The organism is Pantoea sp. Cy-639 (assembly GCF_011752525.1).
Lineage (GTDB): Bacteria > Pseudomonadota > Gammaproteobacteria > Pseudomonadales > Pseudomonadaceae > Aquipseudomonas.
Window position 1 is genome coordinate 132,845 of sequence record NZ_VWXI01000011.1, and the last position, 12,680, is coordinate 145,524.

11 protein-coding genes are annotated in these 12,680 nt (G+C 66.9%); 7 read left to right on the top strand and 4 right to left on the bottom strand.

The window, feature by feature from the left end:
* Positions 1 to 9 precede the first annotated feature (9 nt).
* From kdpB to F3J43_RS15180, 4 genes are all read left to right on the top strand, one after another.
* Positions 10 to 2,058 carry a potassium-transporting ATPase subunit KdpB gene (gene kdpB / locus F3J43_RS15165; protein ID WP_205297894.1) on the top strand — a complete coding sequence of 683 codons (2,049 nt, stop codon included), beginning with the start codon at positions 10 to 12 and terminating at the stop codon, positions 2,056 to 2,058.
* 13 nt (positions 2,059 to 2,071) lie between these two features.
* Positions 2,072 to 2,635, top strand: coding sequence for a potassium-transporting ATPase subunit KdpC (kdpC, locus tag F3J43_RS15170; RefSeq protein ID WP_166887884.1), 564 nt, complete (start codon positions 2,072 to 2,074; stop codon positions 2,633 to 2,635).
* Between the two features lie 180 nt (positions 2,636 to 2,815).
* Positions 2,816 to 5,470, top strand: a complete 2,655-nt coding sequence (locus F3J43_RS15175) for a DUF4118 domain-containing protein (RefSeq protein ID WP_166887887.1) — start codon at positions 2,816 to 2,818, stop codon at positions 5,468 to 5,470.
* Positions 5,467 to 6,162 carry a response regulator gene (locus F3J43_RS15180; RefSeq protein WP_166887890.1) on the top strand — a complete coding sequence of 232 codons (696 nt, stop codon included), beginning with the start codon at positions 5,467 to 5,469 and terminating at the stop codon, positions 6,160 to 6,162. The genes F3J43_RS15175 and F3J43_RS15180 overlap by 4 nt, the downstream gene beginning before the upstream one ends.
* A gap of 247 nt (positions 6,163 to 6,409) precedes the next feature.
* Here F3J43_RS15180 and lysA read toward each other — a convergent pair whose 3' ends face one another.
* Positions 6,410 to 7,645 carry a diaminopimelate decarboxylase gene (gene lysA, locus F3J43_RS15190; RefSeq protein ID WP_166887896.1) on the bottom strand — a complete coding sequence of 412 codons (1,236 nt, stop codon included), beginning with the start codon at positions 7,643 to 7,645 and terminating at the stop codon, positions 6,410 to 6,412.
* A 163-nt stretch (positions 7,646 to 7,808) separates the two neighbouring features.
* On the opposite strand from lysA, the gene F3J43_RS15195 reads away from it, so the two are divergent.
* On the top strand, positions 7,809 to 8,726 hold the full coding sequence (locus F3J43_RS15195) for a LysR family transcriptional regulator (protein ID WP_166887899.1): 918 nt from the start codon (positions 7,809 to 7,811) through the stop codon (positions 8,724 to 8,726).
* Between the two features lie 153 nt (positions 8,727 to 8,879).
* Here the strand turns inward: F3J43_RS15195 and F3J43_RS15200 are convergent, their stop codons facing one another.
* Both F3J43_RS15200 and F3J43_RS15205 read right to left on the bottom strand, forming a co-directional pair.
* Positions 8,880 to 9,179: an antibiotic biosynthesis monooxygenase gene (locus F3J43_RS15200; RefSeq protein WP_166887902.1), complete on the bottom strand. Its 300-nt coding sequence runs from the start codon at positions 9,177 to 9,179 to the stop codon at positions 8,880 to 8,882.
* Between the two features lie 7 nt (positions 9,180 to 9,186).
* On the bottom strand, positions 9,187 to 9,585 hold the full coding sequence (locus tag F3J43_RS15205; protein ID WP_166887905.1) for a hypothetical protein: 399 nt from the start codon (positions 9,583 to 9,585) through the stop codon (positions 9,187 to 9,189).
* A 126-nt stretch (positions 9,586 to 9,711) separates the two neighbouring features.
* On the opposite strand from F3J43_RS15205, the gene F3J43_RS15210 reads away from it, so the two are divergent.
* Positions 9,712 to 10,551 carry an AraC family transcriptional regulator gene (locus F3J43_RS15210; RefSeq protein WP_166887908.1) on the top strand — a complete coding sequence of 280 codons (840 nt, stop codon included), beginning with the start codon at positions 9,712 to 9,714 and terminating at the stop codon, positions 10,549 to 10,551.
* Between the two features lie 116 nt (positions 10,552 to 10,667).
* Positions 10,668 to 11,831 (top strand): AAA family ATPase, encoded by a 1,164-nt coding sequence (locus F3J43_RS15215; RefSeq protein ID WP_166887911.1) that lies wholly within the window; start codon positions 10,668 to 10,670, stop codon positions 11,829 to 11,831.
* Between the two features lie 14 nt (positions 11,832 to 11,845).
* Here the strand turns inward: F3J43_RS15215 and F3J43_RS15220 are convergent, their stop codons facing one another.
* The gene (locus F3J43_RS15220; protein ID WP_166887914.1) at positions 11,846 to 12,637 is read right to left on the bottom strand and encodes a helix-turn-helix transcriptional regulator; all 792 of its coding nucleotides are present in this window, start codon (positions 12,635 to 12,637) and stop codon (positions 11,846 to 11,848) included.
* Between the last annotated feature and the right edge of the window lie 43 nt (positions 12,638 to 12,680).

Genomic DNA, 12,680 nt, shown 5'->3' on the forward strand with positions numbered 1-12,680 from the left:
ACCATGAACATGCCCATTCCAGAAGTGAAGGCGCCGCACGGTGCCAAGGACCAGACCCGCTTCGCCGTGTTGTGGCGCCCGGCCCTGGTGCAGGCCTTCGTCAAGCTCGATCCGCGCCAGCTCAAGCGCTCGCCGGTGATGCTGGTGGTGGCCCTGACCGCGTTGCTGACCACCGGGTTGTGCTTTGCCCCCGAAAGCGGGGTGAGCACCGCCGTGGCCGTGCAGATCACCCTGTGGCTGTGGTTCACCGTACTGTTCGCCAACTTCGCCGAAGCCCTGGCCGAAGGTCGCGGCAAGGCCCGCGCCGACAGCCTCAAGGCCGGCAGCCAGGGCCTGACCGCCCAGCGCCGTAGGAGCGACGGCAGTTTCGAGACCGTGGCCGCCAGTCAGTTGCGCAAGGATGACGTGGTCCGTGTGCTGGCCGGCGAGATGATCCCCGGTGACGGCGAGGTGCTGCAAGGCATCGCCGCGGTCAACGAGGCTGCCATCACCGGTGAGTCCGCGCCGGTGATCCGCGAGTCCGGCGGCGACCGTTCGGCCGTCACCGGCAATACCCGGCTGGTCTCCGACTGGCTGCTGATCCGCATCACCAGCAATCCGGGCGAGTCGACCCTGGACCGCATGATCGCCCTGGTCGAAGGCGCCAAGCGGCAGAAGACCCCCAACGAGATCGCCCTGGACATCCTGCTGATCGGCCTGACCCTGATCTTCCTGATCGTGGTGGTGACCCTGCAGCCGTTCGCCCACTTCAATGGCGGCAGCCTGCCGCTGATCTTCCTCGCGGCGTTGCTGGTAACCCTGATCCCGACCACCATCGGCGGCCTGCTGTCGGCCATCGGCATCGCCGGCATGGACCGCCTGGTGCGCCTGAACGTGATCGCCCGCTCCGGCCGCGCGGTGGAGGCGGCCGGCGACGTGCACACGCTGATGCTCGACAAGACCGGCACCATCACCTTCGGCAACCGTCGCTGCAGCGCCCTGCACGCCGCCCCTGGCGTCACCGCCAGGGAGCTGGGGGAGGGGGCCTTGCTCGCCTCGCTGGCCGATGACACCGCCGAGGGCAAGTCGATCGTCGAGTACCTGCGCCAGTTGCATGACTTCAGCGAGCCTTCGGGCAGCCAGTACCAAGCCATCGCCTTCAGCGCCGAGACCCGCCTGTCGGGCATCGACTTCCAGCAGCACCGCTACCGCAAGGGCGCCGTCGACGCCGTGCTGGCCTTCGTCGGCCTGCAGCGCCTGGAGATGCCCAATGCCCTGGCCCGCGAGGTCGAGCGCATCGCCCAGAGCGGCGGCACCCCGCTGCTGGTCGGCGTCGACAAGCGCCTGCTCGGTGTGATCCACCTCAAGGACGTGGTCAAGCCCGGCATCCGCGAGCGCTTCGCCGAGCTGCGCAAGCTCGGCATCCGCACCGTGATGGTCACCGGCGACAACCCACTGACCGCCGCTGCCATCGCCGCCGAGGCGGGGGTGGACGACGTGCTGGCCGAAGCCACCCCGGAGAAGAAGCTGGCGCGTATCCGCCAGGAGCAGAACGACGGCCGCCTGGTGGCCATGTGCGGCGATGGTGCCAACGACGCCCCGGCGCTGGCCCAGGCCGACGTCGGCATGGCCATGAACGACGGCACCCAGGCCGCTCGCGAGGCCGCCAACATGGTCGATCTGGACAGCGACCCGACCAAGCTGCTGGATGTGGTCCAGGTGGGCAAGGAGCTGCTGGTCACCCGCGGCGCGCTGACCACCTTCTCGATTGCCAACGACGTGGCCAAGTACTTCGCCATCCTGCCGGCACTATTCGCCACCATCTATCCGCAGCTGGCCGTGCTCAACGTAATGCGCCTGGCCAGCCCGCAGAGCGCGATCCTCTCGGCCATCGTGTTCAACGCGCTGATCATCATCGCCTTGATTCCCCTGGCGTTGCGCGGGGTGCGGGTCCAGGCTGCCAGCGCTGCCCACCTGCTGCGGCGCAACCTGCTGATCTATGGCCTGGGCGGTATCGTCGTGCCGTTCGCCGGGATCAAGCTGATCGACATCGTGCTCAATGCCCTGCACCTGGTCTGAAGGAGAGACGAACATGACCGCATACGTACGCCCCGCGCTGAGCCTGATCCTGCTGCTGACCGCGATCACCGGCGTGCTGTACCCCCTGGCGGTGACCGGCATCGCCCAGGTCGCCTTCCCCGAACAGGCCAACGGCAGCCTGGTGCGCGACGAGCGTGGCCAGGTGCGTGGCTCGGCCTTGATCGCCCAGTCATTCAAGGGCGATGCCTGGTTCCAGTCGCGGCCCTCGGCCGGCGACTACGCCACCGTGCCCAGCAGTGCGAGCAACCTGGCGCCGAGCAACCCGGCGCTGGCCGAGCGGATCAAGACTGAGGCCGGCGCGCTGTACCAGGCGCAGCAGGGGCCGGTACCGCTGGCACTGCTGACCACCTCGGGCAGCGGCCTCGACCCGCACCTGCCGCCGGAAGCCATCGCCTACCAGCTGCCGCGGGTGGCGGCGGCGCGGCAGGTGCCTGTCGAGCGCTTGCAAGTGCTGGTGGATGGGGCCACGCTTCGCCCACTGGTCGGACCGCCGGTGGTCAACGTGCTGGCGCTGAACCAGGCGCTGGAGCGCCTGGCGCCCGTGACCGGGCACTGACCCCTGCCGGACACTGCCCTCCTGTAGGAGCGGCCTTGTGTCGCCAAAGGGCTGCAACGCAGCCCCGGCAATCTCAGCGACGCCACTGAAACCCAGGGCTGGCGCGCAACCCGTTGGCAACACAAGGCCGCTCCTGCAACCGAGACAGCACGGATCATGACATTTGATTAAGGACCAGACATGAGCAACCCCTCCCGTGCCGACGCCCTGTTGGCTGGCCTGCCCCGCGAGGGCCGCGGTCGGCTCAAGGTCTTTCTCGGCGCCGCGCCCGGGGTCGGCAAGACCTTCGCCATGCTCCAGGCCGCCCATGCCCTGCAGCGCCAGGGCGTGCAGGTGGTGGCCGGGGTGGTCGAGACCCATGGCCGTGCCGAGACCGAGGCCTTGCTCGGTGGCTTGCTCCAGCAACCCCAGCTGCGCAGCGAATACCGCGGCGTGACCCTCGAGGAAATGGACCTGGACGGCCTGCTCAAGGCCGCGCCGCCACTGGTGCTGGTCGATGAACTGGCCCACAGCAATGCCCCCGGCAGCCGCCACGCCAAGCGCTGGCAGGACGTGCAGGAGCTGCTGGCCGCCGGCATCGACGTTTACACCACGGTCAACGTCCAGCACCTGGAAAGCCTCAACGACAAGGTGCGCGACATCACCGGCGTGCAGGTGCGCGAAACCCTGCCGGACTGGGTGCTGCAGGAAGCCTTCGAGCTGGTGCTGATCGACCTGCCGCCACGCGAGCTGCTCGAGCGCCTGCGCGAGGGCAAGGTGTACGTGCCCGAGCAGGCGCGGGCGGCGATCGACGCGTTCTTCTCGCAAACCAACCTCACCGCCCTGCGCGAACTGGCCATGCAGACCGCCGCCGCCCAGGTCGATGCCGACCTCGCCAGCGGCTATCGCCAGCGTGGCCAGGAGGCCCCCGCGTTGCGCGGCCGCTTGCTGGTGGGCATCGACGGCGACGAGCAGGCCGAGCGCCTGGTACGCCATGCCAGCCGCGTCGCCCAGCGCCGTCACCTGCCCTGGAGCGTGGTGCATGTCGACAATGGCCGGCTGCGTGACGAAGTTGCCCGCCATCGCCTGCAGGCCGCCCAGCAGTTGGCCGAGCGCCTGGGCGGCGAAGTGGTGCTGTTGCGCGCGGGGGAGGTGGCGCGCACGTTGATCCAGCACGCGCTCGAGCGTCGTGCCAGCCTGGTGCTGGTGGGCCAGTCCCGCGACCTGCTGCGCCGGCGCCTGTTCGGTGCCGGCGTTGCCGCGCGGCTGCTGCGCGAAAGCCATGGCCTGGAGATCAACGTGCTCGACCGCGATACCCAGCCGCAGCCGACCCGGGCCGCAGTGAAGCGGGTGTGGGTGTGGCGCCACTACCTGCTGGCGCTGGTCGCCACGGTGCTGGCAGCGGGCCTGTCGTGGGCTGTATCCAGCGTGCTGGCGCTGCCCAATATCTCGCTGGTGTTCCTGGCCGCGGTGCTGCTGGTGGCGGTGCGCAGCAGCCTCGGACCTGCGCTGGCCTGTGCGGCGCTGTCGTTCCTCACCTACGACTTCCTGTTCATCCCGCCGAACTTCTCGTTCAGCATCCAGCGCGAAGAAGACGTGCTGACCCTGGTGTTCTTCCTGTTGATGGCGGCGCTCACCGGCAACCTCGCCGCGCGTCAGCGTCGTCAGTTGCAGGCGTTGCGCGAGACTCAGGCGCAGACCAACCAGTTGCTCGACCTGTCGCGCCGCCTCACCGTGGCCACCGACCGCCAGGCGGTGTTCAGCGCCGCCGGCCAGCACCTGGACGGCTGGCAGGATGTGCAGGTATGCCTGCTCGAACGCAGCAGCGACGGCCTGTTGCAGGTGGCCAGCGGCGGCAACCATGCCTTCACCGACACCGAGCGCGCCGCCGCCGAATGGGCCTGGCAGCATGGCCAGGCCGCGGGTTTCGGCAGCGACACCTTGCCCCATGGTCGCTGGTGGTGGTGGCCGCTGGCCGTGGAGGAGCAGCCCCTGGCCCTGCTTGGCGTGCGTCCGCGCAATGGCGAGCCGCTGAGCGCCCAGCGCCGGCGCATGCTGATGGCTCTGGCCCAGCCGCTGGCCCAGGCCCTGGCCCGCGCCCGGCTGGGCGAGCAACTGGAGGCTGCGCGTCTGCACGGTGAAACCGAACAGTTGCGCAGCGCCTTGCTCGCCTCGGTGTCCCACGACCTGCGTACGCCGCTCACCTCGATGCGTGGCAGCATCGACAGCCTGCTGGCGCTGGGCGACGCCATCCCTGCGGATGATCGGCGCGAACTGCTCGAAGGCACGCGCAACGAAGCCGAGCGCCTGGACCGCTACATCCAGAACCTGCTGGACATGACGCGTCTCGGCCATGGCGGCCTCAAGCTGGCGCGCGACTGGGTGGCCCCGGCCGATATCGTCGGCAGCGCGCTGAACCGCCTGCGGGTGGTGCTGGCGCCGTTGCGGGTGCACACCGAGGTGCCGGGCGAGCTGCCGCTGCTGTTCGTGCATGCGGCGCTGATCGAGCAGGCGCTGGTCAACGTGCTGGAAAACGCCGCGCGTTTCTCGCCGCCGCAAGGGCGCCTGGTGTTGCAGGTGAAGGTGCAGGACGAACAGCTGTGCTTCGCAGTCAGCGACCAGGGCCCTGGTATTCCTGTGGACGAGCGCGAGAAGATCTTCGACATGTTCTATACCGCCGCCCGTGGCGACCGCGGCGGGCAGGGCACCGGCCTGGGCCTGGCGATCTGCCAGGGCATGATCGGCGCCCACGGTGGTCGCATCCTGGTCGGAGACGGCATCGATGGCCAGGGCACCTGCATCACTCTATGCTTGCCGCTGCCGATCCAACCCGATACCGAAAGTGAAGTCCCATGAGCCAAGCCGCAACCCTGCTGGTCATCGACGACGAACCGCAGATCCGCAAATTCCTGCGCATCAGCCTGGTGTCCCAGGGCTACAAGGTGCTCGAGGCCGCCACCGGCGGCGAAGGCCTGGCCCAGGCGGCGCTGGGCAAGCCCGACCTGGTGGTGCTCGACCTCGGTCTGCCGGACATGGATGGCCAGCAGGTTTTGCGCGAGCTGCGCGAATGGAGCGCGGTGCCGGTGATGGTGCTGTCGGTGCGCGCCAGCGAGGTACAGAAGGTCGATGCGCTGGATGGCGGGGCCAACGACTACGTGACCAAGCCGTTCGGCATCCAGGAGTTTCTCGCTCGGGTGCGCGCGTTGCTGCGCCAGGCGCCGCAGGCTGGCGGCGTGGCAGCGGCGGCGAGCTTCGGGCCATTGGTGGTGGACTTTGCGTTTCGCAAGGTGACCCTGGACGGCGTCGAGGTGGCCCTCACGCGCAAGGAGTATGCGCTGCTGGCGCAACTGGCCGGTCACCCGGGGCGGGTGATCACCCAGCAGCAGTTGCTCAAGGACATCTGGGGACCGACCCATGTCGACGACACCCATTACCTGCGTATTGTCGTTGGGCACCTGCGACAGAAGCTGGGTGACGACCCCACGGCACCGCGTTTCATCGTCACCGAGGCGGGCGTCGGCTACCGCCTGGTGGCGCCGATGGGGTAGAACCCACCCGCGTCGCAACAAGCTGATGGATAACTTGCTGCGCGAGTATGCCGGCACCCATTACAAATACGACGAGCGCGGCAACCTGGTGCACCGCCTGCAAAGTGGGGCACACGCGCACTTCACCTGGGACCTGTTTGACCGCCTGGCCAGTTACAGCGACGACAAGCCTAGGACCATTCGGAGGTGAGAAACGTTTCCCTCCGACAGCGACGAAAGCGCCCTGCGGCGCCTTCGTCAGCGTAACTCAGTCGATCTGTTCCAACTGCAGCAGTTCCTGCACCGTCTGCCGTCGTCGAATCATCCGCAGTTCACCCTGCTCGAGCAGAAACTCCGGCAACAGCGGCCGGCTGTTGTAGTTCGAAGACATGGACGCGCCATACGCCCCCGCATCGTGAATCACCAGCAGGTCGCCGACCTTGGCCTGGGGCAGGTCCTGGGGCGTCAGTTGCTCGTCGTCCTGGGTGAATACATCGCCGGACTCGCACAGCGGCCCGGCCACCACGGTCGCTTGCAGCGGGCGGCTCACCGGCCGCCCCACGGCATCGAACAGGCTCATGCGGTGGTAGGCGCCGTACATCGTCGGGCGCATCAGGTCGTTGAAACCGGCGTCGACCAGGATGTAGTGGCGCTCGCCCATCTGTTTGACGGCGCGGACCTCGGCCACCAGGCAGCCGGACTCGGCCACCACGAAACGGCCTGGCTCGATCTCCATGCGCACCGGGTGGCCGAGCATCGCCTCGACCTCCGCCCGCGCCACCGCCCAGGTACGGGCGTAGCGCTGCAGGTCCACCGGCTGCTCGCCGACACGGTACGGGGTCGACAGGCCACCGCCGATGGAGAATGCCTCGATGTCCATGCCCAGCTTGCCGACCAGCCCGACCATGGCGCCGGCCACCTGCTCCAGGTGCTGGTAGTCCACCCCCGAGCCGATGTGCATGTGCACGCCGACCAGGTGCAGGCCGTGCTGCTGCACGCAGGCCAGCGCTTCGGGCAATTGCTCGTGCCAGATGCCGTGCTTGCTGTTCTCGCCACCGGTGTTGGTCTTGCGGCTGTGGCCGTGGCCGAAGCCGGGGTTGATGCGCAGCCACACCCGGTGCCCGGGGGAGCGCTCGCCCAACTGGTGCAGCATGTCGATGGAACCGGCGTTGACCTCGATACCGGTCTCGACCACCCGGGCCAGGGTCGGCTGGTCCAGCACGTCGCAGGTCAGCACCACGCCGGCCGGCTCGCCGCCGACCTTGGCACCTGCGGCGAAGGCGCGCTCCATCTCGCCGAGGGACACCGCATCGAGCACCAGGCCACGGGCGCGGATCAGGCGCAGCACGTGCAGGTTGGGGTTGGCCTTCTGCGCGAAGCGCACAGTGTCGAAGTGCTGCAGCAACTGGTCGATGCGCTGGCTGATGATCTGTGCGTCGTAGGCCCAGAGCGGCGAGCCGTGTTCGCGGACGGCGCTGGCCAGAAGGGTGGAGGCGGTGGTCATGGGGTGTTCCTTGTAATGGATAGCCCGATGGTGAGGCCAATGATCTATCCAGAAAAATACCTTTTCTTCTATCGATCATTCATATCTGATATGGGTCAAGACCCCGTAGGCGCCGGCAAAGCCGGTGCCATCCATTGCATCATCTGCCGAGCCAGGGCCTGCCGTGAAACTCACCGTCCGCCATATCGAAGTGTTCCGCGCCATCATGGCCGCCGGCAGCGTCACCGGCGCCGCGCGCCTGCTGTTCACCTCGCAGCCCACCGTCAGCCGTGAACTGGCGCGCATGGAGCAGGTCACGGGGCTGAACCTGTTCGAGCGCGAAGGCGGGCGCCTGGTCGCCACCGCCCAGGCGCACCTGCTGATCGAGGAAGTCGAGCGTGCCTTCGTCGGCCTCGAACGCATCGACCGCTTCGCCCAGGCCATTCGCAACTTCGAACAAGGCCGGTTGGCCATCACCTGCCTGCCGCTGTTCTCGCAGACCCTGCTGCCCAAGGCCTGCCAGCGCTTCCAGCAGCAACACCGGGGGGTGAGCGTGAGCATCACCGCGCAGGAGTCGCCGTTGCTGGAGGAATCGCTGGTGGCCCAGCAGCACGACCTGGGCCTGACCGAAATCGAACAGGTGCCGCGGGGGGCGGTGGGCGAACTGCTGTTCAGCGCCGACATGGTCTGCGTGCTGCCCGAGGGGCATCCGCTGCAGGCCAGGGCGGTGCTGGACCTGAGCGACTTCCACGAGGTCGACTTCATCAACCTGGCCAGCCTCGACACCTACCGCCAGCAGCTCGACCAACACTTTCGCGCTGCCGGGGTGAACCGGCGCACGGTGATCGAGACCACCAGCGCGGCGTCGGTATGCGCCATGGTCCGGCAGGGGCTGGGCGTGGCGATCATCAACCCGTTGAGCGGGCTGGAGGCGGCGCACAGCGGATTGGCGATGCGCCATCTGGCGCTGTCAGTACCGTATCGGGTGATGTTGATCCAGCCGGAGCACCGGCCGGCGTCGGCCGTGGTCGAGCCGTTCTGCCAGGCGCTGCGCGAGCAGGCGCGGGCGCTCGAAACGACACTGGGCACGATGCGCGGCTGACCGCACGGCAGCGGGCGGCCTTGTGGGGGGGGGCGTGCCCCCACAAGGCAAGCTCCGGGCTGACCAGGATGCGCGGGCGCAGCACCACCAGGATGAAGTGCCCCTTGCGCGAGCCGTCGCCTTCCTGATGAGCGTGCGCACGGCGTTTGCTGGTCAGGCCGACGCGATCAGGAATGTACTGCAGCCGATCCTCGACAACAGCCGTTGGGTGGCCAGTTCGAACAGTTCCGCCAGGCAGGGCAGTTGGAAATGCGCGGTCATCCGTTCGACCGAGTCCCAATAGCCAGTGATGATCCAGGGGCCGTCCGCCGTGTCCCGGCAGGCGAGGGTGTAGCGCTTGCAGCCCGAGGTGCCATTGAGTGTCTCCAGCAGGGCGTCCAGGCGCAGCTGCAAGACGGCCCTGGCACCCGGGGCCGGCATGATTTCCACGGTGTTGATGGCAACCAGGCCCATGTTCCCGTCACTCCTCTGGCGATTTCGCCAGTAGCCGGTCGGCGACCTTGAACGCCTCTTCCTGGGTGTCCACCACGAACAGCGGATACCCCCAGAACGCCTCGAACTTCGGGGCGAACGCACGCAGGAACGCCTGCTTGCCGGCATCGGGCTCGACATTGATCTGGCCTTTGACGAACGCGCGCAGCGCGGCCTTGTGCCGTTTCATCCACAGTGACAGCTGCTTGCGCCCCTCATGGGCGTCTTCGCGTTCCTCGCGCTGGGCGCTGTCCGCATCCAGCAGCACGAACGGTTCCGCGCGGGCCAGCAGTGCTTCGAAAGCGGTGAAGCCTTCGTCGCGAGTGTCGATGGCGGCGGTGCCGATCTTCATCCAGACCAGCGGGAAATAGGCGGTGTGCAAGAGCATCTGGTTCGTCCTCCTGAAAACAAGGCGTCGGCGACGCAGTTGCACGATAACCACGGCAGCGCTGGACGTCATTGCGCAATCTTGTCATTGTATTTTTCATTTCAGCCAAAGGCCTGGACATCCGCCATGCAGCCCGGCAACGCAGCGCATTCCCCACGCACGTGGGATATCGACGGCATGGCCCGGCAGGTCATCGCCCTCAACGCTTCCTCGGTCGGCAAGGACTGGGAGCACGCCCCCCATCGCCATCGCAAGGCCCAGCTGATCTATTCGGTGCGTGGGATCATCAACTGCGAGGTCGACACCGGCCTTTGGATCGTGCCGCCGCAGTGCGCGTTGTGGATCCCGGGCGACCTGCTGCACTCGGTTCGCGGCTCGGGGGAGACCGAATGCTACTGCCTGTTCGTCGAGCCGGACGCGCTGCAGGGCCTGCCGGCGGTGTGCTGCACCCTGGCAGTGTCACCCCTGCTGCGCGAATTGCTGCTCAAGGCCAGTGGGTTCGAGACGCTGTACGCCGAGCAGGGCCCGCAGGCGCGCTTGATCGCCACCTTGCTCGATGAGTTGTGCCAGGCTCCGGTCGAGGACTTGCACCTGCCGATGCCTGCTGACCGTCGACTGCGCCAACTGACGCAAGCGCTGCTGGCCGACCCGGCCAGCAAGACGCCGAGTGGCGAATGGGCTCGGCACATCGGCATGAGCGAGCGCAGCATGAGCCGGCTGCTGCTGCAGGAGCTGGGCATGAGTTTTGGTCGTTGGCGGCGCCAGTTGCATGTGATCCTCTCGCTGCAACGCCTGGCCAGGGGCCAGAGCGTGCAGGCTGTGGCGCTGGAGCTGGGTTATGAGAGCGCCAGCGGCTTCGTCACCATGTTCCGCAAGGCGATGGGCAAGCCGCCGGCGCGTTACCTGCTGGAGCGCGCTGCCGGCGGGGAAGGCGAGGCGGGGCGCGGCATCCTGCTTGCGCCCTGAGGCGCTGACCGGTCGTCGCGCGCCATTGCCCGTGATCACCGCTCAGCCTAGGGCTGCTTTACAGCGAATTATTCGCTGCCAATAATTATTGCTCACCAATAATTCAGGATAAACCGATGGCCGATATCTTCCTACGCCCCGAACTGGCGGCCGACATGGCCAGGCAACTGCTGGAGCCCTCCGCGCTGGATATCGGCCTGCGCTCGGGGTTGTTCCTGTCTGGCCTGCGGCGCACAGGCAAGACCACTTTCCTCAGGAACGACCTGATCCCCGCGCTGGAAGCCAAGGGCGCGCTGGTGATCTACGTCGACCTGTGGAGCGATACCCAGACCAGCCCGGTGACGCTGGTGCTCGCTGCCGTGCGCAAGGCCTTGCACGACCTGCAGACGCCGACCTCGTCGTTCATGCAACGCCTGCGGACCTTGCGTGGTGCCGAGGTGGAGCTGGTCGGCTTCAAGTTCGGCTTCAGTGTCGACACCCTGGGCGAGGCGGGCGGCGTGACGCTGGCCCAGGCCCTGGGCGAAGTGGTGGACCAGGCCAAGGCCAATGTGGTGCTGATCGTCGATGAAGTGCAGCACGCCATCACCACCGAGGACGGGCAGCAGATGATGCTGGCCCTGAAGGCCGCGCGCGATGCCATCAACCCGCGGCCAGCCCCTGGCGGGCACTTCCTGTTCATCGGCACCGGCTCGCACCGGGCAATGGTCAACGAGCTGACCGCCCGGCGTAACCAGGCATTCGCCGGCGCGACCAACGTGGCCTATCCGGTGCTGGGCGAGGACTATGTCGCCTTCTGGCTCGACCGGCTGGCGGCCGACGGCCTGGACAACCTGCCTTCGCTGGCAGTGGCGAGCGAGGCGTTCAAGACCCTGGGCAGCCGGCCCGAGGAGTTCATCCGTGCCCTGCGTCAGTTGGTGCACTCGCCGAGCCTCGCCTCTGGCGCCGACGTGGTGCTGCCGGTGATCGCGGCCACGCTGCGCTCGGCGGCAGCGGACCTGGAGCTGATGAAGGTCGAGGAACTGGGCGTGCTGGCCCAGGCCATCTTCGCCCGTATCGCTTCGGTGGATGGCGAAACCCGCGGGGTGTTTTCCAACGAGGCGGCGGGGGCGTACTCGGCGTTCATCGGGCGTGAGGTGCGGGTGGAGGAGATACAGCCGGTGGTCAATGACCTGTTGGCGGCCAATCTCGTCATTCGCCGGGGGCATGGGCTGTATGGGGTGACCGACCCGTTCGTGCAGGAGATCTGGCGCGAGCGCCAGGCGATGCTGGGCGGGCGTTGAGCCCGCACTCGGCTTCAACTGGTCACGAGTGCTTCTTGTCGCGGCATGAAGAACAGGGCAAACAATTCGGATTGCGACTTGATGTTCAGCTTGGCGTAGAGATTGCGGCGGTGGACTTTCACCGTCTCGGTCGAAAGAGCGAGCTTGCCGGCGATTTCCTTGTTGGAAAAACCGCTGAGCAGCAGCGTGAGTACATCGCTTTCGCGCGTGGTGATCTGGGTGCCCAGCTGGGCGATGGTTTCCTGCCACGAGGGCGGCTCGGCGAGGTTCCTGCCGACGTCGGTCTCGAACTGCATGCGTTGGTGCATCAGGGCCGTGACCCAGGGCTTGATGATGTCCAGCAGGGTGATCTGCTCCGGGGTGAAACGTAACTTGCTGCCAACCGAAACGCACAATGTCCGGTCCGCGTCGAGCTGGACGTTGTACTGTGCTTCGTCCGCAGAAATGTACTGGGCAAAATACTGGTGGTAGTACTCGGTATTGACGAAGTATTCCGGGGCGATATCCGCCAGATGAAAGAAGCCACTCTGCGGGTTTTCCCGATTGGCGATATAGAACGGATCCAGCAGGTACAGGCCTTTTACATAGCGGTGAATGAACGCATCGACCTCTTCGGCATCCGCGACTTCGGGCAAGCTCACCACTTCCACTTGTTGATGGCCGAATACCAGAACCACCCAGTTGTCGATCTGCACGTATTCGTTCAGAACCCGGATCAATGAACTCCAGAATGCCGGACGGTCCAGCTGCATGATCAGCTTTCCGATCGAGCGGTGCCACGCCAGGCCATGCAGGTCGAACGGCATTTTCTACCCCTTTTGGGTTAGGAATACGCAGGACAAAGGTAAG